Here is a 26050-nt window from a genome sequence, read left to right on the forward strand (position 1 = left end):
TTCGCAGTCTATTTAATGATTATAGTTCTATTTTGTTTAAATTGTTTAATATTAAAGCACCAATACCATATAAGGAGCCGATACTAGCGAACAATAAGCCAATAGCCATAGTGATTTCAGTACCTTCAACCATCATGGTTCCCATGGTTGCTGGGAAAGCTGGGTTAATGGCATTTAATGAATTGTACATTGATTCGATACCATTTAGTTTTGATGGTGCTGTAAACCAAATTAACCAAAAACTAAAAAATACCAATCCAAAAGCTCCATATAGTAATGGCTTAATGAATTTCTTTTTCAATTCTAAAATGACTAAACCTGTAATACCACCAATAAGCCCTAAGATTGGAAGTAAGCCTAGTAAACCAGATAAGAATGATGTTCCAGTACCATGTTCTTCAATTAAGTCTAAAGCAACTGATTCAGGAAGACCTAAAGCAACTAAAGAATCTCTTGTGTTTTCTGAAGGAATATCAGTGAATAGGTTTTCCCACATTAATTTCCAAATTGAAGTTGTTGATTCCTTGTCAACACCTAAGGCTGGAACGGCAGTTGTTGTGACAAGTGCTGTTAAAAATAGTGATACTAAAATAATAACTAATGCAATTGATAAATGGTGCTTAAGTTTCATTGTTTCTCTCCTTTGTTTTTTTTGATTTAGATATAGTTTAAACCTCTAGGATACAAAATTCAATATACTTTGATATTCAAAGTAATTAGTTTGTATGAAATTTATTAAAACCATATTTTGATGTCATCATATTTAATATGTATTCATAATTTTCTATTAATCATTTATAATAGAAGTAAGTGGATATATTTGTTATTAGGAGCTTTACATGTTTAGAGATTTAAGAAGAAAAGATAAAAGAATGGATAAAGAAACTACATTAGATTTATTAGAAAAAGCTGAAGTTGGTGTATTATCAACCTTAGGGAAGGATGGGTATCCTTATGGAGTTGCTCTTAATTACGTTTATTTAAATCAAAAAATATATTTTCATTGTGCCAAAGATGGGCACAAGCTTGATAATATTAATTATCATGATAAGGTATCTTTTTCTATTTATGATGATGTTCAAATTAAGGGTAAAGCATTAACAACCTATTATCGTTCTCTTGTTGTTTTTGGTAAGGCAAGAATTATTTAAGCAGATGAAAATATACTGCTAGCTTTGGTTTTTAAATACGCTGATCTTGATGAAAATACGGCTAGAAATATGATTAGAAAAGAAATAGATGTGACAGCTTTAGTGGAAATAGATATTCATCATATATCTGGTAAGATTGGCAACAAATAAAGATTAAAAAAATAAAGAAAACACCTAAATTAGGTGTTTTTCCTTTGAAATCATTAAAAAATCAGTGTGATTAGTATAAATAAATAATTGGCTGAGATACCACTAACTAGACCACCTATGGTATGAGAAAATATAGCTTTTGATGTTAGAGGTCTTGAGTCTAATGAATCCATCATACCAACATGGGTGCTTAAGTAACCGCTCCATGTTGTACCTATGGCTGTAAAAACAGCAATGTCTTTAACATCAATAAAACCGCTAGATAAAAATTCATCAACAAATCCAATAGCTGCCCCAGCACTTCCTAGAGAAGTTAAAGGGAAGGCAATGGCTTCTGGTGAATCAAATCCAAACAAGGGTTTAAAGATAAACATTAGGTGTTTACCTATGGATGGTAACCATCCTACACCTTCCAAGGCAGCCCCTGTGTAACCACCAAGAGGTGGTTGATTGGTTAAGATAATAATAAAAGTAGAAATGATTAAGATACCAGGGATAATTTGTAAACCTATTTCTACACCATTTTTTCCACCATCTAAAGCAGCTTCTAATAATCTATTTAAGGTGTTTCCTTCGCGAGTATATCTAAATAGATCTTCACCAGTTGCTTTTTTAATTGGATCATCATTCTTAGGAATCTTATAGTATTTTCTTGAATAATGAGTTAATAAACGTACAGATACAATAGATCCAATAATACTAGCAATAATACCTACTCCAGTGGCTAAGAAGAAGTTTCCTTCATATTTTTGTCCTAGGGATAGAAAAGCAATAGCAATAACCAAACCCATACCAAAACTGGTACCTAGATTACAAAGGACTGGGATTTGGTAGTCTTTAAATTGTTTTCTGAATTCTCTTTCTTTATACAAAGAAATAATGGCTGGATTATCTGAAAGATAAGCACTAATTGCACCTATACCAGCAACACCTGGTAAACGATAAACCCATCGTACTACAGGTCTTAATAATTTATTGAATAAGGCAATAATACCAAATTCACTAAAGACCCCTGCTAATGCCCCAGTTAATACGGCGACACCCATAATCCATAAAGCAACATTCATCAATAAATAATAACCTGTTTCAATGGTTGTGCCTAAAAAGTTAGCCACACCCATTTCAATTGAAAAGATGACAAAAGCAAAAATAAAAAACCCTAAAACGACATAGGTTTCTTTTGTCACAGCGTTCTTTTTCATTTCTTCCTCCGTGATGTATTAAATTATATATAGCGCTTTCATTATATTAAATGAAAAGTATGAAAAAATCAATATATTTTTACTTGATTTTTTATAAGTAATTATTTTAACTTTTTAAGTTAAAGTCTTTTGATGACTTAAGGGACTATGATAAAATATGATTGTCTATTTTTAAAGGATTTTCTCTAATGAAAATATTAGAGTTTTTTTTATGATTTTATAAGAAAAGAGGTATATTATGTCAAATAAAGTTAAAGAATATATTTATATTAATATTGGTGTGGTAATGGTGGCTTTAGGTATGTATGTTTTTTTAATGCCTAGTAACTTAGCGACCGGAGGAGCTAATGGTTTAGCCATTGTTTTAAACTATTTTATTCCGATTTTACCTGTAGGTGTTATTATGGTTTTTATCAATATTATTTTGTTTGTTATTGCCTTTATTGTGATTGGTAAAGGTTTTGGTTTCAAAACTATTTATGCTTCTTTAGCAGTATCATTACTTGTATATGTTTTTGAAAAAGTATTTCCTATGGAAACATCATTAACAGGAGATATCTTGTTAGAACTCATCTTTGGTATTGTTATTACTGGGGTTGGTATGGGGATTGTCTTTAATCAAAATGCTTCAACTGGGGGTACTGATATCTCGGCTAAGATCCTCCATAAGTTTTTTCATATTAACTTAGGTAAAGCTGTCTTTTTATCAGATATCGTCATTACTGTGTTTTCTGCTTTTGCCTTTGGTATTAATATAGCGATGTACGCTATGTTAGGTGTTTTACTTAATTCTTTTGTGATTGATTATATTATTGATGGTTTAAATTTAAGGAAAGAAGTAACCATTGTAAGTGATCATTTTGATGAAATAAAGACATATATCATTGAAACTCTAGATCGTTCTTTTACCATTTATTATGGTAAAGGCGGATATTCTAACTTAGATAAAAAATTGATTACTACAGTAATTTCTAAAAGAGAGTTTATAAGATTAAGAACTTTTATAAATGAACTAGATTCTAATGCCTTTGTGACAGTAAAAAATACTCATGAAGTTTATGGTGATGGTTTTTCTGAACTATAAATAATGATATAATGATATTCATAAGGGGTTAAATGATGGAAAAAGATATGTTTCCTATTCTAAAAGATTTCTTAATGAATGATGGTTATGATGTTAAAGCAGAAGTATTAAAGGCTGATATTGTTGCAAAAAAAGATGATATCATTTTGATTGTTGAAATGAAAAGTGTCTTTTCAACAACATTAATCTATCAAGGTTTAAAGAGGCAACATATATCTGATTTTGTATATTTAGCTATTGAAAAACCTTCAAGTAAGGTTTTGAATTCTTCTACTTTTAAAGAAAAGAAAACCATTGTTAGACGACTAGAATTAGGATTAATTCTTGTGGATATAAAGAAAAAAATGATTGAAGTCATATTGGATCCTAAAACTTATCATTTTAAAAATAATAAAAAAAAGAGAAAACAATTAAACAAAGAATTCTCTTTAAGAAAAACATCCATGAATACTGGTGGGGTCAAAGGTGTTAAAATCATGACGGCTTATAAAGAACTAGCTTTAATGATTCTTGATGCATTGAAAGATGAGCCTAAGACAAGTCAGTATTTGAAAAATTATACAAATAGAAATAAAACTTTAAGTATCTTACAAAAGAATTATTATGGATGGTTTGAAAGAGTTTCAAGAGGAGTTTATCAATTAAGTGATACAGGTAGATTGGCAATAGAAGAGTATCGAGATGTCATCAAGGAAATAAAATAATAGAATCATTAGGGTAAGATTAAAAAATCTTATTCTTTTTTCTTTTTTAAACCAAGATTTTATTAGATTTATTTATAAGAAATTAAGAATGTATATGACCAATCATTCTTAATTTCTTATGATATAATACTGCTACATTTATATAGATAAGGAGTCATTTATGGATAAAGAAAAACAATCTTTAGATAGATCTATTGGATTATTTGGAGGTATTTCAATATTAACTGGTATTATGGTTGGTTCTGGTATATTCTTCATTGGATCCTATGTATTAATGAGAACAGATTATTCATCTGGTACTTCATTACTTGTTTGGTTAATTGGTGGTTTAATTACTTTAATTTATGGTTTGATTTATGGTGAGTTAGGCGCAATGATGCCTAAAGCTGGAGGCTATTATGTTTATTTAAGAGAAGCCTTTGGAAAGCCTGTGGCTTTCCTAAGCGGTTTTGTTAATTTTATTTTGGCTTCTAGTGGATCTATCGCAGCTTTAGCCATTGCTTTTTCATTGATTTTAAGTAATGTTTTATCCATGTTATTTTCTATCACTATGTCTTCATTGGTCATGTCTTTAATATCAGTGATCATGATTATTTTATTATCTCTATTGAATTTCTTTGAGATTAGGTTAGGAGCTTTGGTTCAAAAGATATTCTTTGTAATTAAGATCATTCCTATTTTCTTAATTATTATCTTAGGATTAATTTTAGGAACTAATTCAGTTTCTTTATCAATTGATTTTAATCAAATGCCATTTTTTGATGTCTTAACCATGATTGGTTATGCTGTTATAGCGACTTTTTGGGCATATGAAGGTTGGACCAATTTAAATAGTGTGGCTGGAGAAGTTAAAAAGCCTGGAAGAAATATTCCTTTATCATTGATTATATCCATTGGATCTGTAACCTTACTTTATGTTATTTATCAATATTCTACTTTTAGGGTATTATCTTTAGCTGACTTACAAGCCTTAATTCAAGGTGATAATATCTATACAGGTATTAATGCGGCTTATGTCTTAATAGGTAATATTGGTATGTACTTGGTTATGATAACCATGTTATTAAGTGTTCTAGGTGCATTGAATGGATCCATTATGGTATTTCCTAGAGTATATTACGCCATGAGTCATGATGGTGTTTTATTTCCTAAATTCAAAGAATTACATTCAAAATACAAAACACCTTATTATGCAATTATAGGATCAGCAATCATGGCTGTTATTTTATTGGTATTTGGCTTAGATGATTTGATTTCTTTGATTGCATTTTCAGGTCTATTATTTAATGGTTTAATCTTTATTTCTTTATTTATATTTAGAAAGAAATATCCAAATATAGAAAGACCTTATAAAGTACCATTTTATCCTTATTTACCAGCATTGGCTATTATAGTGACAGGTCTATTATTAGTCGCTGTATATGTAGAAAATATAAGATCATCTTTAATTGGAACAGGAGTATTGTTATTAGGATTACCAATTTATTATGGGATTAAGTATTTTAATAAAACAAAATCTCAATAAATAGTTTTTAAGATGAAATATAGATAGAGTAGAAAAAACAATATATTAATCATATAGCCATAGATTTTGATCATCATAATCTATGGCTATTCTTTTATGTTTTGGTTGAATTTTTTATAAGAGGTAATCACTTGAACTTTTTTTGATAGATTACAGAAGTAGTATTTAAGTTGTCTTGTTAACACATATTGGATCTATAGACATCGCAAAAACATAAGTATCTTGATTTAATAATAGCTAAAGTAAAGCCAAACCTATATTTTATTAATCATTGTAGCAAGGAGTGTTTCTAATTGATTCAAAATCATCATAGGTATTTATTAATAAGATATTGTTATGACTTATTACAGTAATTAGTTTGATATTATAAAGAAGCATAAACAAAATTTAAACTATAGTAAACTTCTATGATATGGACTTGGAAACTTTATTGGCTTTTGAATTGTCATTAACTAATTTATCGTAATTTATGCGGAAATTTCCTCTTGCATTGTAATTATTCTATATTAATCATATAATAATTATATAACAATTTTTTTCTAAATTTTGATTTAATGATTGGAATACTTAAATATGACTGATATTTTTCAATTACTAGCCTTTTCGGAAAAGAACAAATGTTTTTATTTATTACTGTATGATGATTTAGAAAATATATGACATATATGCCTTTGATTATGATTTGTAATAAGGTTAAAATATGTCTAGTAGATTTGATGAAAAGATAATGAATAATAAGAAGAGAAAAATATAGTTGTCTTTTATTGGATAATTATAAGTTTTTTTCTATAGTTATATTTGATTTCAACAAATTGAAGAATTAAATGAGTAGAAAGATTAGAAGAATGGAGTAATAATTAAACATCTTTAGCGATGATTTAATTAAACGTATTATCATGTGTTTTTTTAAAGTAAAAGTTGAGAAAATTTATTAATTTTACAACTTATTTAACTTGGCAGTTAAAATAGAGTATTGGAGGCAATTATGGTAGCGTTAGGTTTTGAAACAAAATTATGGGAGATGGCTGATAAACTAAGAGGAAATATAGAAAGTTCTGAATACAAACATGTTGTATTAGGTCTAGTATTTCTTAAGTATATATCAGATTCATTTGAAGAAAAATATAATGAATTAAAAGAAGAAGACTTAGGCTTTGAAGAAGAACGAGATGCTTATCTTGCGGATAATGTATTCTTTGTTCCTAAAGAAGCTAGATGGTCTTATATTAAGAGTAATGCTAAACAACCAACGATTGGTCAAATCATTGATGATGCTATGATAGCCATAGAAAAAGAAAATAAAACACTAAAGAATGTTTTACCTAAGAATTATTCTAGACCTGCTTTAGATAAAACCAGATTAGGTGAGTTAGTTGATTTGTTTTCTTTTAATATTGGATCTAAAGAAGCAAAAGCAAAAGATGTATTAGGAAGAGTTTATGAATACTTCCTTAAAAAGTTCGGATCAACTGAAGGCGAATTTTATACGCCACCTAGTTTAGTTAAATTACTTGTTAATATGATTGAACCATATAAAGGAAGAGTCTATGACCCATGTTGTGGATCAGGTGGCATGTTTGTTCAATCAGCAAGATTTGTAGAAGAACACCAAGGTAGAATTGGTGATATTTCTATTTATGGACAAGAATATACAGCAACTACTTGGCGACTAGCTAAGATGAACCTAGCCATAAGAGGAATTGATGCTAATCTTGGTGAAAGAGATGCAGATAGTTTTACTAATGACCAACATAAGAACTTAAGAGCGGATTATATACTAGCCAATCCACCTTTTAATATTAAAGACTGGGGTCAACCTCATCTGTTAGATGACCCAAGATGGAAATGGGGTATCCCACCAAAGACTAATGCAAACTATGCATGGATATCTCATATGATATCTAAACTAAGTCCAAAAGGTACAGCTGGATTTGTTTTAGCTAATGGATCTTTATCAACATCAAGAAGTGAAGAATATGAAATCAGAAAGAATATTTTAGAAGAAAGACTAGTTGATTGTATTATAGCCATGCCTTCACAGTTATTCTATGATGTATCTATTCCTGTATCCTTATGGTTTATTTCTAAAGATAGAAGCAGTAGAAAAGACAAAGTTTTGTTTATGGATGCTAGAAAAATGGGCTACATGGAAACAAGAAAACATAGAGAATTAAAAGAAGAGGAAACTAAACAATTATTTGAAACTTATCATAACTGGAAAAACAATGAAAACTATAAAGATATTGAAGGCTTCTGTAAATCAGCGAGTTTAGAAGAAATCAGAAGTTATGGTTATGTTTTAACACCAGGAAGATATGTTGGTATAGAGGAAGAGGAAGATGATGGAATCCCATTTGAAGAAAAGATGGATAGATTAACATCTGAGTTATCTGACTTATTTGAAGAATCTAAATCTCTTGAAGAAAAGATTAAAGAAAACCTAAGAGGGATAGGTTATGAGGTTTAAAAGTTATAAGTTAGAAGATATTTTAGAAAAAGTTATAGATAATAGAGGTAAGACTCCACCAACAGTAGATGCAGGGGTACCATTAATTCAATCTTTTATGTTGGGTAAAGGAAATAGATATCCACTTGTTAATGATAAGACTAAATTTGTTTCTATTGATACATATAATACATGGTTTAGGTCTGGTCATCCTGAAAAAGGAGATGTACTAATTGCAGTTAATGGTAGCATTGGTGAAGTTAGCATAGTTGATAAGAAAAAATATTCTATCGCTCAAGACTTAATAGGTTTGAGATTTGATAAAACTTTATGTTCGCCTAAATATATGTATTATTTAATGATTTCTAATTATATGAAAGAAGTTTACTCAAGATTAAATAATGGAGCAACAAGACCGAGTATTAGAGTGCCACATTTAATGGGATACGAAATTGAAATAATTAAAAGTATCGAAGAACAAAAATCAATAGCGAACATCCTTTCATCACTTGATGATAAGATAGAAATCAACAACAAGATCAACAAGAATCTAGAAGAACTTGCACAAACGCTTTATAAAAGATGGTTTGTTGATTTTGAGTTTCCAAATGAGGATGGAGAACCATATAAATCTTCTGGTGGAGAAATGGTAGAATCTGAACTCGGTTTAATTCCTGAAGGATGGGATATAACAAATTTTTCAACTATTATAAATATTTATTCTGGTAAAAGACCACCAAAAAAGGTTAAGGAAAGAGATTCAAAATATGAAATTCCTGTGCTTGGAGCCTCGGGTATCATGGCATACACAAATGATTACAATATTCAAAGTGAAGTCTTGGTTATTGGAAGAGTAGGGACCCACGGAGTAGTTCAAAGAATTAATGAAAAAGTATGGAGTTCTGATAATACCCTTATAATTGAGTCGCAAAAATACTATTTCTCATATCAAATATTAATGAGTATAGATTATAAATCTCTAAATAGGGGAAGCACTCAACCATTAATTACTCAAACTGATATTAAAAAAGTTGATATAGTAAAACCTAATAATGTTTTAGTTGAAAACTATGAGGAGATATGTAGAAATGCTTTCAATGTCATTAATTCTAATAATATTCAAAATAATATTTTATGTGAATTTAGGAATGAACTATTACCAAAACTAATGAATGGTGAAATAGAAGTACCTATAGAAGAATAAGTTACATATTTTTAAGGAGTTGATTCTATGTCAAGCTTTAATGAATCACATTTAGAAGAAGCTGTTATTGAATGGTTTCAAGAATTAGGATATGAATATGCCAATGGTTTAGATATTGGACCTGATGGAGATTATCCTGAAAGAGAGTCTTATGAAGATGTTATTTTAAAAGAGCGCTTAAGAGAAGCGCTTTTTGCCTTTAATAAGGATATACCTCATGAAGCCTTAGAAGAAGCTCTAAGAGAGATTATCATTCCTAAAAAGGTTTCTTTAATTGATAATAATAAAGATTTTCATAAATACCTGACTGAAGGTATTACTGTGGAATACAGAAATGACTCAGGTAGAATGGTTCATAAACAAGCTGTTTTATTTGATTATAATCATATTCACAATAATGATTTTCTTGTTGTGAACCAATTCATTGTTATAGAAAATAAAGTCAAAAAGATTCCTGATGTGATTGTTTTTATTAATGGATTTCCTTTAGTTGTTTTTGAACTAAAATCAATGTCAGATGAAAAAGTAAGTATATCAGATGCATATAATCAAATAAGAACTTATCAAAATACGATTAGTAACTTATTTGTTTATAATGCTTTTTCAGTGATTAGCGATGGAGAAAATGCTAAAGCTGGTACAATTACTTCTAATGAAAAAAGATTTATGTTTTGGAGATTATTAAAAGGCAAGAAAATATTAGGTAACGATATACCTCAATTAGAACTAATTATTAAAGGTATGTTTGATAAAGAAATATTATTGAATATCATTAAGCATTATATTGTCTTTGAAGAAGATAACCATTTTACTAATAAAATATTAGCTGGATATCATCAATACCAAGCCAGTGAAGAGGCTTTAAAAAATACCATAAGAGCCATTAGTCCTACAGGTGATAGAAGAATCGGTGTGGTATGGCATACACAAGGTTCAGGAAAATCATTAACTATGGTTTTTTATAGTGGTAAGTTAGTCATTAATGAAAAACTAAATAATCCTACAATTGTTGTTATTACAGATAGAAATGATTTAGATGATCAATTGTTCTCAACATTTTCTAAATCACAAGATTTATTAAGAAACAAACCTGTACAAGCAACTGATAGAGAACATTTAAGAGAATTATTAGATGGTAGAACATCTGGAGGAATTATCTTTACAACGATTCATAAGTTTTATCCTGAAAATGGAAATTCAATAGAACCTTTAACCAATAGAACAAATGTGATAGTCATCGCTGATGAAGCACATAGAACACAATATGGTTTTGATGCTAAAATCGTTGAGAATAAAGAAGAAGCTTATGAGACTTTTGGTTATGCTAAGTATATGAGAGATTCATTACCAAATGCTTCATATATTGGTTTTACTGGAACGCCTATAGAATTAGTTGATAGAAATACAAAAGCAGTCTTTGGTGATTATATCGATACCTATGACATGACTAATTCAATCAAAGACAAAAATACTGTTGAAATCTATTATGAAAGTCGTATAGCTAAAATAGACTTTTATGATCAATATAGAGATTTATTAGATGAAGAATTTGATGAAATAACAGAATACCAAGAAGAAATAGAAAAGACTAAACAAAAAAGAAAATGGGCTCAGTTAGAAGCAGTTGTTGGTTCTAAAGAAAGAGTTAAACAGATATCAAAAGATATCGTGAAACATTTTGAAGAAAGACAATACGCCAATGAAGCACCAACTGGTAAAGCAATGATTGTTTCTATGTCTAGAAGAATCGCAGTAGAGTTCTATAAAGAAATAACTGCTTTAAGACCAACTTGGCATCATAAGGATTTAAACAAAGGTAAGATTAAAGTTGTCATGACTTCATCATCTTCTGATCCAGAAGATTGGCAACTTCATAAAACAACAAAAGCTGATAGAGATAAACTATCAGCTAGAATGAAAGATAATAAAGATGAGTTAGAATTAGTGATTGTCTGTGATATGTGGTTAACAGGTTTTGATGTACCATCATTACATACTATGTATATTGATAAACCGATGAAAGGCCATAACTTAATGCAAGCGATTGCTAGAGTTAATAGAGTCTTTAAAGAAAAAGAAGGCGGACTTGTCGTTGATTATATTGGTATCGCAGATAGTCTAAAGAAAGCTTTGTCTATTTATACTGAAACGGATAGAGAAACAACGGGTATTGATACAGATTTAGCTGTTAACTTAATGATGGAAAAATTAGATGTCATTCATGATTTATTACATAATCATGATTACTCTAAGTTCTTTGGAGAATCAAAAGGACAAAAAGTAAAAGCCATTGTAGAAACAGCAGATTATATTATTGGACTTGGTGAGAAGGATAAAAAGGACTATATACAATTAGTGACTGAATTAACTAAAACTTATTCACTTTGCGCAACGACTGATCAAGCCATGGAAGTCAATGTTGAAATAGGCTTCCATAAAGCAGTGAAAGCGACTTTAATAAAAACAATCACACATGGTTCTAAGAAAAAGACAACTGCAGAGTTGGATGCGGAGTTGAATCAATTAATATCTAAATCATTAAGATCAGATAAGGTCATTGATATATTAGCAGAAGCAGGATTACAAAAACCTAACATCGCTGTCTTATCAGATGAGTTCTTAGAAGAGTTTAAAGAAATGGAACATAAGAACTTAGCTGTAGAATTACTTAAAAAACTAATAAAAGGTAAGATTAAAGCCATAGCGACTAAATCTATTATTCAATCAAGAAAGTTCTCTGAAATGTTAGAAGATGCAATCCTTAAATACCAATTAAGATCACTGACAACATCTCTTATCATTCAAGAGCTAATTGATATGGCGAAAGAAATCATGAAAGCAGAAGATATATCTAAAGGTTCAGGACTTAATGAAGATGAATATGCCTTCTATGAGGCTTTATCATCTAATATGACAGCAAAGAAAGTCATGGGCACTGCTGTATTAAAAGAGATCGCTAGAGAATTAACAGTTAAGATAAAGAGTAATACAACAGTTGATTGGAACATTAGAGAATCTGTAAGAGCAAGAATAAGGATGGAAGTCAGAAGGTTACTTAAAAAGTATGATTATCCACCAGATGATCCAAGTGACCCTAATAATTATGATAAATCGATTCAGTTAATTATGGAACAGACAGAACTTGTTTGTGATAGAGATTCATTAGATTAAGATTTTTGTATTGATATATTAGTAAGAATAGAGTTTTTCAAGGAGAAGATTAAATGGAAAAAATTAGTATTTATAATTTAAGATCACTTAAGAAAATAAAAGATATTGAAATTAAAAATTTAACTGTTTTAATAGGAAAAAATAGTTCTGGTAAAAGTACATTTTTAAGAGTTTTTCCATTACTAAAACAAAGTATAACAACGAGAACATCTGATCCAATATTATGGTATGGTAAATTAGTAGATTTTGGAGAATATGATGATGCAAAATCAAAAGATTCAAAGGAAGATATTGCTTTTACATTTCATTTTGACGCAAAGGAAGTATTGAATAAAAGACCATATATTATTAACTCTAGAAGGTATTATAGCTTCGGATTCTATAACGGTTTTTTTAGAAAGGAACTAAAAGGTAAGGTTGAATGCAAAGTTTATATTAAAGAAAACATATTTAGTAAAATTGATATAATATATCAATCTCAAAAATTCTCTCTTAAATATGAAGTTGCTAAGAAAGAATATAATTTATTAATTAATGATAGTGTGGAAAAGAGTTTAAGTTTTAAAGTGATACTTAATCCAGAGAGATTTCTACCAACTATTATAATGGATAGAAATAATACATTTTTTGATGATTTTATTGATAATAAGTCGGTTGAGAATTTAGCTGAAAAACTGAAAACACACACTAGAAAGGGAACAAAAAGTAAAACTATAGTTAATTATTTATCAAATATAGACTTCGGGGAAAAAAAGGATATCTACAATGAACTATTGAAAAAAAATGGACCTAAAACATTAAAAAAATATATAAAGTCTTTGAAATATAATGATAATGACTTTATGAAGATTAATAATCAAATCGTTTTGCCACATGCCGCTATTATGTTTGAATTATCTAATTCGTTTTTTGATAATTTAGGAAAAAATATTCATTATATTGAGCCGTTAAGGGCAAGAGCAAGTCGGTATTATAGGGTTCAAGGCATTTATATTGATGAAATTGATCCGACTGGAGAAAATATCCATATGTTTCTAGCCAGTTTGAAAAAAGATCCATTAGAAGAATTTAGGATGTGGACAAGAAAGCATTTTGGATTTATGATTAAAACTATGAAAGAACAAGGCCATATATCACTATACATTCAAGATGATGAAAGTAAAGATATTTTTAATGTAACTGATATGGGGTTTGGATTTTCACAAATAATTCCTATAGTTGTTCTTTTATGGAAAATACAACAAGAGGCAAGAATAAATAGTAGAAATTTTAGAGAAATACTTATTTGTATTGAACAACCTGAGTTGCACCTTCATCCTGCATTTCAGGCTAAACTAATTGATGCATTTATTACAATAATAAATTTGAGTAAAAAATCTAAACATATAAATGTAAAATTTGTTATTGAAACCCATAGTGAAACAATAGTTAATAGAATTAGTAGTATTATTTCAAATAATATTATTGATAAGGAACTATCTAATATATTAATATTTGATAAGAAGGATAATTCTACCAACATTATGACTGGAAAGTTTAATAGTGATGGATACATAGAAAATTGGCCATTGGGATTTTTTGATGCTGAGGATATAAAATGCTGATAGAAATTCATAATAGTATAATTTCAATATTAAAGGAAGAAAATGAGCAAAAATCCGACAAAGTTGAAAAGTTATTAATTGATTTAGCTATTGCTCATAAAAATGGAGATCACATAATTTTAGGAGATAGTCAGGTATTACATTATTTATCAATACACGTTAATTTTGGAAAGATAATTAAATCAATATATGCGAGTAGATTTAAGAAGAAGTTAGACTATATACCGTTAATAAAAACTTTTAAGAAAAGAATTATTTTAGTTGATGATGAATATATGAAAACTAACGATAATAACAATTACTATATTTCTATACAATCAAATATTTCTTTTCAAAAAACTGTTTTTATTTGTGAAGATTTATCTGACTGTGAAATTTATAAGTATATTTCAAATTGGACAAAAAAATATATTCCTGAATTTAGCAATTTTAAAATCTCCTTAGAGAATAGGTCTTGTGGAGGTTCTCAAGCAAAGATTCATTGTAAGGAAGAACATAAAAATATGAGATACATATTATTGTTGCTAGACACTGACCGTGGATATCAGAATGATAAATGCTCTTCATCCTATCATAGTGGACATACTTACTATAAAAACAATAAATCAGATAAGGTAGTAGGATTTATAGATGTTGGTTATAGAAATTTAGAGAATATTTTTTCACCGAAAGAATATTTGAAGATAAAATCATTAAATAAATATCAGAGTCAAATATTAGATCTTATAAATCAAGAATTGGATAAAGGAAATCCAAATATTTGTAAGTATTTTAAATATAGAGATGGCTATAAGGTGAAAAATGTTATTGAAATATCAAATAATAGTATCAGTTTTAAAATGTTTTTTAAGGATTTATATAACAAAGGTTTTTTAAAAAATATATATCTTGACGAAAATGATAGATTTATAGAATTAAGCGACCCAAATTTAATTTGCTTAAATGGGTTGGGAAAATTAATTCATTTGGTAGAGAGAGAAAATATTCTGGGAAACATTGAATCAAAAACAGAACTAAATTTAGATTTTTTTAATCAATGGAAAGAAATCACTAAAGAATTATTTGATTGGGGTTGTTCTTACCCTAAAACTGCTATAAACATCCTTATTTAGATTGTAATGTATTGGTAAGACTACTTGATACTCTAATGACTTATTGATGATTTTATTTTAAAAAAGTATTTTTTATGACATTATCTTTTATTGGGTCTGATATAGAAGACAATAATACAACTGTAAAAATTGATTGTCCTTCAGGATATATCCAAGATGGACTTTCGTGTGTAGAAATAACGGATTCTTTAGAAGAAAATTCATATGTAGGATCATATAGTGGAACTTTTAAACAAATACACTCAAATGGAAATACATACACTTCAAATCTTAGAATAGTGATTGTTAATTCAGAGATTTTATATTATGAATATCCAAATGAAAATTGGAAATCAGGAAACAATGATTATACTATCATGAATAATAAAATTTATATAGATAATTCAATGTGGGTTTTAAGCATTACTGGATTTGGACAGAATGTAGAACTTGATTGGTATAACTATAACGGTGATACAGAGTTTATAGTACATGTAAAAAAGGATTAAATTTTATTTTTACAGTCATATTCAGATTTAATGGTTAATAGTATATTAACTTTACAAATATATCTTCAAGAAAAAAATATTAAATACTTATTGCTGGACTAAAAAAAGTATTGCTTAGTTGATATATAGGGACTCAATATAGATATTTAATCGTTTGTAAACTTTATTATCTATTTAGTTTGGCTTTATTTATTGTGGGTTGTAAACCTTTATTGTTTTCATGTTATATTTTATGTTAATTTTCTTAAATATTAAGAGCGATTTAAGTAATTTGCTTGATGCTCTAATTGTATTCTTGGATAGAAATCAATATAAAAAAAAGTTGACTTTTGTTTCAAAATAGATAAACTATCTGATAACGAACAATATTTTAGGTAATATTTGTAAAAAAAGAACATTGACATATGAAAGAAATATTAAATAATAATATTTAGTCATCTTTTTGATGACTTTTTCTTTTAGTTTTATCTATTTTCCGTACCTTTATTGTTTTATATTTAATATTGATTTAAAATACACTTATTAAGTATTTTATTGGCGGTGCAATAATGAGTGTTAGTTTTAAAATAAGATCAAGTATTAAAAGGGCTATTGAAACTGGTGAACTTTTGTATGTGGATTATGTAAACAAAAATGAAGATAATACTTTTTATTTTTTTGGCATTAAGAATCTAAAATTTAATGGTGATGAGTCTAAACTTACTGGATCAGCATATAATTATCAATATATAGACTATATAGATATAACCATTGAACTAAACCGAATAAAAGATGCTAGGTGTGTAGAAGGCACAAAGAATTTATTTAAGACAAACATTAAAAAATATATGAAAGTGCCTAATGTTAATAATTACTTCACTGAGGAAATAAATGAAAAACATATTCTTGATTATTACTCAGATTGTATTGAAAATTCTAATGACTTAGCATTTGTAAGTACTTTTTTTCTAGATAGTTTTGATTTAGATACTATTAAAGAAAGTCAAAGGATGAGCTTAGATAAAGAAGATGTTGATAGTATTCTCAAATTACTAAACATTAATGAAGATAAGGTTAAAGAGAAGTATAAGTTAGCCTTTAATGTATTATCAATTGCAAATTTTGATTTAGATGTTATTCCGTTAGTTTATTTGCCTATATACCTGAATGTATTTGATAAAGAAATATTTTTTCTAGAAGAAGAGTTTGTTTTTCATCAAAACAATATATCGAAATTACTGAAAACACCCGATATCGATGTATCAATTTATGAAAATCACATTGATCAACTTAGAGAAGATATAGATTCAAACTCTTTTAAGCCACAAATTTATGACGAAAACCCACAAATTTTTAAATTAAAGTTAGATTTATCATTAAGTCCTAGAAAAGATTTTCAAAAAATAAAAGATATTATATATTCAAAAAAAGAACTCACACCTGTTTTAAAGGCGTTTTTTGGAAAATATGAAAAACCAGTATTAAGCAATAATAAGAATATATACTTTGTTGATAATAAAGTGAATGCTGATCAGGTTATGGCAACTTATTCTGTTATCAATAATGATTTAACTTATGTTCAAGGTCCTCCTGGAACAGGTAAATCAGCTACTATAGTTAATATGATAGTTTCTTCTATGTTAAATAATGATACGACTTTAGTAACATCTTATACCAATGCAGCGGTTGATAATATATATAATAAGTTAAGAAATCTAAAATATAAGCAATATAACATTCCAATTCCTATGATACGGCTTGGTTCTCAAGAATACGCTAGAAAAGGTATTCGATATATTAAAAACGCTTATCTTTACTATCAATCAATTATTAAAGATATTAATCTTGAAGAGTTAAGAAAAGAATATAAAGCACTCATCCCAATTGAAGTTAATAAGTTATTACAAATCAATAGTGTAATAGATGCAAATACAAATAGAAAAGATGTTGAAACTAAAATCGATTACTATGATAAATTAATTGAGATTTTTACAAAAAATAAAACATTAAAGAAAAAAGTCAAAGATTTAAAAAAATCTCGTACTGCTCAAAAGGGATATCTTACTAGAATAGAGAAGAAAACTATAGATAATATTTTAGATGAATTAAATATTAATTTCGAAGTTATTTTACTTGGTATTTTTATCAAATCATTAGATTCTTTTCAAAAACTAGAAGAAGATAAATATGCTTATATTAAACAAATGATTACCTCAGAATCATATGAAGATCAAAGAAGCGCACTCTATAAAGAATATACCCATGAAGCAAACTTAAGAATACTTCAACAAATATTTCCTGTGTTTCTGACCACCAATATTTCATCTAGAAGTTTACCTGACAAACAACCAACTTTTGACTTATTGATAATGGATGAAGCAGGTCAATGTGAAAATGCATATGCTATTGTCGCTATGTCAAAAGCATCAAGAGCTGCTTTCATAGGTGATCCAAATCAGTTATTGCCTGTTGTTACTATTTCAGACACTGTTAACAATCATTTAACATATCAATATTCAATACCGGATGTTTATAACTATAAGAAGACTTCAATATTACAAACACTTAATCAAATTGATTTTATAAACGATTTAATTATATTAAAGAAACACTATAGATGTAGAAAAAGCATCGTTAATTTTGCTAATAAAAAATATTATAATAATAGACTCGATATCCAAGTAGACCAAATAGACAATGAAGATTGTAAATTTATCGATGTAAAAAGCGAGTTTTATAACAATAAAAAGAATACATCATTACCAGAAGTAATAGCGATTATAGAAGAACTTAAAAAAATACCACCTGATAAAACCATTGGAGTTATATCTCCTTTTAGAAATCAAACTCTATTAATTAATAAGAAAATAAAGGAAGAATTACCAGATTCTAAAATTAGTGTTGGAACAGTCCATAAGTTTCAAGGACAAGAAAAAGATGTTATATTGCTTTCTTTGGCGGTTGGAGGGGACTCCTATAAAGGTAGTTATGATTGGATTAAAGATAACAGACAGTTGATTAATGTAGCCACAACAAGGCCAAAAGAGAGATTGGTTGTTGTGGGAGATAAAAATTCAATCAACACCTTATCTGAGGGACAAAATTCTGACTTAAAAGATTTAATAGAATATACAAGTCAATTTAATAAAGAAACATTTAACATTTCATCAGTGGGAAAAAAATATGGAGACATCACTTCAAAAAATTTATATACTAATTATGAAGACATGTTTTTTGATACTTTACAAAGAGTATTAGAGATCAATACAAAAGGCTTTAGAATCAATGGGCAAACTGATGTAAAACAAGTTCTTAATATTCATGAAGGTCACCCATTATTTGAATATGCCACTAAGGCATCATTTGATTTCCTAATAATTGATAAGAAGAATAATGTTAGGTTAGCGATTGAGTTAGGTGGAGCAGAACATAAGTACGACCCTATTGTTATTTCAAGAGATAAGGTTAAAAAACAGTTAGCTGATGAAAAAGGACTTGAGATAATTTATATTAATAATAGAGATGCGAGAAGGTATAAAATGTTGAAAGATATATTGAAACCGTTATTAATGAAGTAGATTTAGATTTTTTAAAATGTTATTTAAATATGAAGAAATAGGAGAAATAGTATGGATGCAAGTAAATTAAAAGGCTGGAATTATATTGTTTACGTTCTAGTAAAAAATAACTTTGAATCAAATAAATTTAGTTTAGCTGAAATTTATGAATTTGAGCCGTATTTCAAAATGGTATATCCTGATAACTATCACATAAAAGATAAAATTAGACAGACTTTACAAAAACTAAGAGATCATGATTTATTGAAATTTTTTGGTCAAGGAGAATATCAACTATTAGAAGAAAGAGAATATGAAATCAAAGAGGAAAAATGTTCTGAAGAGGTTGTTTATTTGCTGACAAATGAAAGTATACCTGGTTGGGTTAAAATAGGCAGGTCTAATTCCGTTAGTAGAAGACTTAAAGAATTATATAACACTTCAGTTCCTTTGCCTTTTATATTAGAGGATAAGATAGTTGTTGATAATAAAGAAAATTCATTTATGCTTGAGAAAAGCATTCATAGTATTATTGATACTATAAATCCTAGTGTAAGAAAAAATACAGAAGCGAAAAGAAGAGAATTTTTTAAATTAACGGTAGATCAAGGAAAAATGATATTTCAATTAGTTACAAGAATTACTAGAGTGAATGTATATAGTGATATGTCGTTATTTAATTAGAAAGGGTTGCCAAACCATATAAATTTCTCTTGAAATATCTCTAATTTCTCATCTTATTGGTATATATCTGGTGGTGATAGTCATGAAAAAAATTGAATATAGACGTAAAGTCTATATAAGGATAACTCAAGTTATTATTGGACTAACAATATTGTTTTTTCTTTTTTCATTAATATATACAGTGTCTTCTGGAACTGATGGAACCACAGGTGTGAGAATTGGCGCGATATGTGAAGATGGTTGGAGATCATCTTCAACTGGGTCTGGAACTTGTTCTTGGCATGGAGGTGTTGATTATTGGCTATATAGAGGTGGAACTGAGTCTACTTATGAAGAACATCAATTAATAGATGATGTTTGGCCAATTAATGTTATATTGCTTGTAATATCAATAGTATTAGCAAGGTTATATTATTTTTTATATGGAGACAATCAGTTCTCCGAGGGAAGAGTTTCTTTAAAGAAGATGTTCAAAAGTTACTTTATGGATTTTGATACTAATTATAGTAATTATATAAAATTTTATAACTCAGATTTTAGTAATCATACGCTGGTTTCTGAAAGGAAAACAGATTTAGAATATCTTAAAATTACATATTGTATTGGAAATTCAAAATTACTAGAGGATGATTCAAAATATAGCGTTAACTTTAAAAGTGATTGGTTAGAGGGACAATTGTTCAATTCATTCAACTATCAATTTACTCTTGTTACATTTTTGATAATTGTGTTTGCTTTTATTCTATATTTTTCATTATTATTATGGATATTGATTTTCCCGTTAGGGATTATATATAGTTTTTCTCATGGGTTATATTCTAAATTAAGCTACAAAAAATATCAGAAATTATGCGATAGAAAACTGAAATTATTTAAAATAAAATAGATTGACAAATAAGCTGTATCTACTTACTTGAAGATTGTCATGTCCGTAGACAATTTAGAAAAGTTGGATTTTCATATTCACGGTTTTGATAATAAAACATATGAAGATTAAAAAATTGTTTTTACAGGTAATTGAAGAAATCCCAGATTAATTGGATCAAACAATCAAACTAAGAATTAATAAGCATGTAGATTTTATTGATAATGTTTTTAAGGATTTTTAGTGAGTTAATATTTTATTTTTGATTAAAGGAGAATTTTATGGTACACGAAGATTTGAATAAAATAAAGATACTTTATTGTAATGTAGCTCCTATGGATAAATATCAAGGTTTAGAAGAAGAAAGCTTATTAAAAGGTGGAAAATATATACAAGAAAATGGTGTTGGTTTTGAACTCTATAATTTTAAAGAAATTGATGGAAAATATTATGGTTTTGTTCAACCTCCTATTGGTTCAAGGAAAATTAAGAAAGATGAAATTGAGACTAATAAATTCAAATTAGCTCAAATGAATATTTCCAGAATCGAAGCTTCAAGATCAAGCGAATATATTGATGATGTTTTAGTTGTTTGGGTAGCCACTCATAGTCATGAAGGTAGAAAAATTGTGGGTTGGTATAAACATGCAAGACTATATAAGAAACAACAAGTATTAGAAGATTACAGAAGAAAATTTCATTATCCTGATGGAAGAATTGATTATGCTAACTATTATATGGTATGTGATATAGAAAATGCTGTTTTATTACCACTTGACAGAAGAGATTTTCATATGCCAAAAAAGACCATAGGACAAGCAAATATATGGTATGGTCGTGAAGATGTTAATGAACAAGTGATTCGATATATCAATGATTTTGAAAGAGATATTTTATATAATGGCCGTGCTTTAAAAGATATAATTGATAAGGAAATAAATGATATACCTGAGAAATATAAAGATGCTGTTCTAAAAATACGTGTGGGACAAAGTGCTTATAGAACAGCTTTGTTAAATAAGTATCATTCAAAATGTGCTTTATGTGGGGTAGAAGGAAATGATTTTTTAATCGCAAGTCATATAAAGGCTTGGAAAGATTGTGATGATCTTGAACATCTCGATAAAAATAATGGCCTTCTTTTATGTCCTAATCATGATAAAGTATTTGATAATCATTTGATTAGCTTTGATGAATACGGAAATATACTTATATCAAAAAAGTTATCCAAGAATAATAAGATATTTTTGAATATTAATGAATCTTTCAAGATTAAAATCAATAGTGATAACAAAAAATATTTTGATCATCATAGAAAATTATTTTATTTAGATAATTTGGATTTAAGATAGGTAATACAAAATATATTATTCGGAGGATAGGATGAAAAAACAATTTTTCTTTTTTTTAATCGGACTAGCTGTATTTTTACTTGCTGCTTGTGACGGAATATCATCATCGGAACAAACACAAGAAACAAATGAGGGTATGATATCTTCTAGCATTGAAGACCAAATGTTCACCATATCATGGGTGAATTATGATGGGAGCATTTTAGAAACAAATGAATTTTCTTATGGTCAGTATCCAACTTATAATGGTGAAATCCCATTTAGAGAATCCACTAACGATGATTATTTTTATATTTTTTATGATTGGAACACTGAAGTTACCCCGGTTTATAAAAACAAGACATATAAGGCTTCATTTATAGAAATGCATAATTCTTTTAAAGATTTTGTTGAAGGGGTGGACTATTCATTTTTCGATTCAAACGATTTACAATCCTTTGGAGTAGGGCAGGGTTGGTTTAGTTTCACTGATAAACAACTATTAATAAGAACAGAGTCATATGTATCTATCTACGAGTTTGGTGAAGAAAAAATAAATTTAATCTATTCTTTTGATATGGATAGCAGTGAAAAAGGTATTACTGATATGGAAATCGATTCAAAAGGAAACATATTCTTGCTTGGGTATCACATACCAGGAGGTGGTGATGGAGATACTTATCTCCCAGGGTTTATTTTAGAAATCAATAGCGATTTTTCTGGCCATACTATCCATGATATAGACAACCAAGGAATGAGAGTGCCAAGAGAGTTTTTTATCAATGAAAATAATGAATTTGGAATCATTGGTGAAGGTAGCAGTGAAACTCATGCCTACATGCAACATTCTTTTATGATTTTTGATGAAAACTACCAAAAAGAGTATTCATATGAGTTGAATAATATGATTAGAGGAGAGTATAGAAGGATTATCTCTAAAGGAGATTCTTTTATTATTGCTGGCTTAGTAGGTGATAGTGCTAGTTGTTCAAATTCTGATTGCATGGATCCAATTGTTCAAGAATTTAATTCATCAATCGGGCTTATTAATGAGGTCATTATTGAATACGATTATTATGATGATATATTATCTCTATCATTCAATTCTGAAGAAATTATAGTCATGGTAAATAATGATTATAGGCACTTAATGAATATTAAGTTAGATAGTGAATTTAACATTATTTATAATGAGGAAGTTCAATTGAATATAAATGATCCATTTCTTGTAGGCGGGATAGAAGATAAGGGAATTTTTTATGGAATCATTATAGAATACGACCGATTTATTTTTTTAAAAGTTGAAAAAGGTCTTGTTGAAAAAGTGTACGTTGATAAGTTAACCAGGATAGAGAGTAATTTTGATAGAGGTTTTTATTTGTATGCAAAGTTACTTGTTTCAAACCTTGATGAATGATATTTGAATAATGGAAGAAATCAATTTCATTGAATGAATAGACAATATTAATCTTTATATCTTTGAAGGGGAGAAAAAATGATTGAAAGTAAATTTGGTATCAAATATATTAATAACATTAGATGTTACAAAGTTGATCTTAACAAAAGAAAATATTTTCTAGAATATTCATCTCCACAGTATATGAAGATTGATGATTTTCAAATATTGAATCAATCTTGGTTAGGATTAATGGAAGAATTGTTTAATTATCTGATTGATAAGCATCATTTAAGTAAAGAGCATTTACTTGAATTCTCGGTCGATTGGAGTGGAAAACATATTTTTTCCAAAGATAAGTTAACCAATTTTGACCGCGGCCCTTTAATAAATGATTTATTTTATAATGTTAATCAATCCTCTACCCACTTACAGTGGATTATACAGGACTTATTGATGTATTTAGGTGAAGATATTAATCACATTGAATTGTACGTAAAAATACCCACTTATAAAGAAGATAAAGAAATTATAAGTCACTATTTAAATTTATACAAAAAATCATTAAAAATATTTTTAAAAAGAAATCTTGCTTACGATATGGATTATATAAAACAGTTTATGAGTCATTTAACAAAAATAGATAAAGTATTTAATACATACTTTAATCATCAAGTTTCAATGTTATTACTTGATAATAAACATTCCTACTCCATGTACAAATCTAAATTTTTAGTCAAATTAAATAAGATTGATAAATTAGCTAACTTGAAAGAAAAAATTAAAAGCATTCTAGATGATTTAACATTGTTTTATGCTTACATAGAAGAAAATAATCATATTATTAAATGATTTATCTTTTTAGGAGAGGTGAATAGAATGGAATTCATTAAGAAAAAAGTAATCGAAATTGTAGAAAAAGAAATTAGAAATTTTATCAATGATTTCAAAGAAATTCCCTTTAAACATAGGGTTGAACATTCTTTACACTGCGAATTATTTAATCGGCTGGTTAGACATGATGAATTAAGTCAATATTATAACTTGACTGACGGATCAACAACTCAAGTAATTCACAAAGAATGGCCGGCTAGTAAATTGAAGGAAAGTGATACAAGAAGAGGGAACATTGATTTGGTGGTCCTAACACAAGATTCTATAGAGAATAGTAATTTAAAAGACTTTAGGTTAGGAAATATTGATCCATTTATTGCTATAGAGCTAGGTTTAAATTATAATATCGACCATATGAAAAATGACATAGAAAAGTTAAAAACAGCGAATTCTGAAAAGTCATATATTATTCATCTTGATAATAAAGACCATCAAAATGAAACATATGAAAAAATTCATCAGGAAATTGAAAAAAATACACAAATTGATAATCTAAATATTGCTTATATATCTGTGCCTTATAAAGGCAATATAGTATATTTTAAACATTTAGAAGATATTAAAGTTAATTTTAAGGAATTGTGAACCTATGTCTAAAATCAGCAATTCCTTGTTAATGCTATTTTATCTAAATAATAAGAATACTTATACTAAAATAGCTGAATTATCTAATTATTTGGAAGTGAGTGATCGAGAAATAAGAAGATACCGCGATGATTTAGAAATGGCAGGTTTTTCTATTGAAAACAAAACCGGAAGGTATGGAGGATATTTATTAGTTAATGATGTTGTACTATCTATGAATATAAATCATATGAAACACGTATTAACACATCAAAGTGAAACCAACTCTCTAATTAAGTCCAATTACTCCTTAATGCATGAAATCATTCAATCATTAAAGAATGAACAGATCATTTCTAAACATATATTATCTCATGAGTCCATTGAGAAATTAATGATGATTAATTTAGCAATAAAGTTAAGATATAAAATAAAGATTGACTATTTATCTAATCACCATACATTAATTCAGCAAACAATAGAACCGTATTTAATTAAAAATATTAGAGATATTGATTATCTTTTTGCGGTTCATGGCAAAATTTTAAAAAGTTATAGAATTTCCAATATTAGATATATTACTCAAACAGAAAATCCTTATCTATTTGATCATAATATTTATCAAAGAGAAACCAACGAAAATGCTTATGGTGTTTATAGGGGAAAAGAGAAATATCTGATTAAATTTGAAGTTGTAGGAAAAATGAATCAATTTATTGAAAGTGTTTTTAACAATCAATTAATGATCCTAGAACAAAAACAGAATTATGGTCTTTATCAAGTAGAAACCTATGATTTAAATGAAATTAAATATACTTTTTTATCCTTAGGAGGAACATTTAACGTTATTTCACCAGAGATTTTTAAACAACAATTATTAGAAGAAGTAAAAAAAATTATAAATAAGTTATAATGTGCTAATATATGTCCGTAAATATA

Annotated in this window: 21 protein-coding genes; 19 read left to right on the forward strand and 2 right to left on the reverse strand. The window is 27.9% G+C overall.

Going from position 1 to position 26050, the window contains the following annotated elements; genetic code table 11:
- Positions 1-19: 19 nt before the first annotated feature.
- Positions 20-631, reverse strand: a complete 612-nt coding sequence (locus tag HF295_RS07145; RefSeq protein WP_312031481.1) for a hypothetical protein — start codon at positions 629-631, stop codon at positions 20-22.
- Positions 632-839: 208 nt separating this feature from the next.
- Here HF295_RS07145 and HF295_RS07150 point away from each other — a divergent pair, with 208 nt between their 5' ends.
- Positions 840-1151: a pyridoxamine 5'-phosphate oxidase family protein gene (locus HF295_RS07150; protein ID WP_312031482.1), complete on the forward strand. Its 312-nt coding sequence runs from the start codon at positions 840-842 to the stop codon at positions 1149-1151.
- 24 nt (positions 1152-1175) lie between these two features.
- Positions 1176-1301 carry a hypothetical protein gene (locus HF295_RS07155; RefSeq protein WP_312031483.1) on the forward strand — a complete coding sequence of 42 codons (126 nt, stop codon included), beginning with the start codon at positions 1176-1178 and terminating at the stop codon, positions 1299-1301.
- A 53-nt stretch (positions 1302-1354) separates the two neighbouring features.
- On the opposite strand, the gene HF295_RS07160 is transcribed toward HF295_RS07155, so the two are convergent.
- Entirely contained in the window at positions 1355-2503 is a 1149-nt protein-coding gene (locus HF295_RS07160) for a CD0519/CD1768 family membrane protein (protein ID WP_312031484.1), read from the reverse strand.
- 238 nt (positions 2504-2741) lie between these two features.
- Here HF295_RS07160 and HF295_RS07165 point away from each other — a divergent pair, with 238 nt between their 5' ends.
- The 17 genes from HF295_RS07165 (at position 2742) to HF295_RS07245 (ending at position 26024) form a co-directional block, all read left to right on the forward strand.
- Positions 2742-3587: a YitT family protein gene (locus tag HF295_RS07165; protein ID WP_312031485.1), complete on the forward strand. Its 846-nt coding sequence runs from the start codon at positions 2742-2744 to the stop codon at positions 3585-3587.
- A gap of 35 nt (positions 3588-3622) precedes the next feature.
- Positions 3623-4291, forward strand: coding sequence for a DUF2161 family putative PD-(D/E)XK-type phosphodiesterase (locus HF295_RS07170; RefSeq protein ID WP_312031486.1), 669 nt, complete (start codon positions 3623-3625; stop codon positions 4289-4291).
- Positions 4292-4451: 160 nt separating this feature from the next.
- Positions 4452-5816, forward strand: a complete 1365-nt coding sequence (locus tag HF295_RS07175; protein ID WP_312031487.1) for an APC family permease — start codon at positions 4452-4454, stop codon at positions 5814-5816.
- A 985-nt stretch (positions 5817-6801) separates the two neighbouring features.
- Positions 6802-8283, forward strand: a complete 1482-nt coding sequence (locus HF295_RS07180) for a type I restriction-modification system subunit M (protein ID WP_312031488.1) — start codon at positions 6802-6804, stop codon at positions 8281-8283.
- Positions 8273-9466 carry a restriction endonuclease subunit S gene (locus tag HF295_RS07185; RefSeq protein ID WP_312031489.1) on the forward strand — a complete coding sequence of 398 codons (1194 nt, stop codon included), beginning with the start codon at positions 8273-8275 and terminating at the stop codon, positions 9464-9466. The genes HF295_RS07180 and HF295_RS07185 overlap by 11 nt, the downstream gene beginning before the upstream one ends.
- Positions 9467-9493: 27 nt before the next feature.
- Positions 9494-12637 carry a type I restriction endonuclease subunit R gene (locus tag HF295_RS07190; RefSeq protein WP_312031490.1) on the forward strand — a complete coding sequence of 1048 codons (3144 nt, stop codon included), beginning with the start codon at positions 9494-9496 and terminating at the stop codon, positions 12635-12637.
- Between the two features lie 53 nt (positions 12638-12690).
- Positions 12691-14241 carry an AAA family ATPase gene (locus HF295_RS07195; protein ID WP_312031491.1) on the forward strand — a complete coding sequence of 517 codons (1551 nt, stop codon included), beginning with the start codon at positions 12691-12693 and terminating at the stop codon, positions 14239-14241.
- Positions 14235-15353: a hypothetical protein gene (locus tag HF295_RS07200; protein WP_312031492.1), complete on the forward strand. Its 1119-nt coding sequence runs from the start codon at positions 14235-14237 to the stop codon at positions 15351-15353. The genes HF295_RS07195 and HF295_RS07200 overlap by 7 nt, the downstream gene beginning before the upstream one ends.
- Positions 15354-15427: 74 nt before the next feature.
- Positions 15428-15841 carry a hypothetical protein gene (locus tag HF295_RS07205; RefSeq protein WP_312031493.1) on the forward strand — a complete coding sequence of 138 codons (414 nt, stop codon included), beginning with the start codon at positions 15428-15430 and terminating at the stop codon, positions 15839-15841.
- Between the two features lie 548 nt (positions 15842-16389).
- Positions 16390-19398: an AAA domain-containing protein gene (locus tag HF295_RS07210; protein WP_312031494.1), complete on the forward strand. Its 3009-nt coding sequence runs from the start codon at positions 16390-16392 to the stop codon at positions 19396-19398.
- Positions 19399-19449: 51 nt separating this feature from the next.
- Complete coding sequence (locus tag HF295_RS07215; protein WP_312031495.1) at positions 19450-20061, forward strand: GIY-YIG nuclease family protein; 612 nt, start codon at positions 19450-19452, stop codon at positions 20059-20061.
- An 82-nt stretch (positions 20062-20143) separates the two neighbouring features.
- Positions 20144-20947: a DUF3761 domain-containing protein gene (locus HF295_RS07220; protein WP_312031496.1), complete on the forward strand. Its 804-nt coding sequence runs from the start codon at positions 20144-20146 to the stop codon at positions 20945-20947.
- Positions 20948-21207: 260 nt separating this feature from the next.
- A complete protein-coding gene (locus tag HF295_RS07225) occupies positions 21208-22278 on the forward strand; it encodes an HNH endonuclease (protein WP_312031497.1) in 1071 nt (356 codons plus the stop codon).
- Between the two features lie 31 nt (positions 22279-22309).
- Positions 22310-23674 carry a hypothetical protein gene (locus HF295_RS07230; RefSeq protein WP_312031498.1) on the forward strand — a complete coding sequence of 455 codons (1365 nt, stop codon included), beginning with the start codon at positions 22310-22312 and terminating at the stop codon, positions 23672-23674.
- Positions 23675-23752: 78 nt separating this feature from the next.
- Entirely contained in the window at positions 23753-24505 is a 753-nt protein-coding gene (locus tag HF295_RS07235) for a hypothetical protein (protein WP_312031499.1), read from the forward strand.
- 27 nt (positions 24506-24532) lie between these two features.
- On the forward strand, positions 24533-25132 hold the full coding sequence (locus tag HF295_RS07240; RefSeq protein ID WP_312031500.1) for a hypothetical protein: 600 nt from the start codon (positions 24533-24535) through the stop codon (positions 25130-25132).
- A gap of 4 nt (positions 25133-25136) precedes the next feature.
- Entirely contained in the window at positions 25137-26024 is an 888-nt protein-coding gene (locus HF295_RS07245; RefSeq protein WP_312031501.1) for a helix-turn-helix transcriptional regulator, read from the forward strand.
- The last annotated feature ends 26 nt before the right edge of the window (positions 26025-26050 follow it).

Source organism: Hujiaoplasma nucleasis (genome assembly GCF_013745115.1).
GTDB lineage: Bacteria > Bacillota_I > Bacilli_A > Izemoplasmatales > Hujiaoplasmataceae > Hujiaoplasma > Hujiaoplasma nucleasis.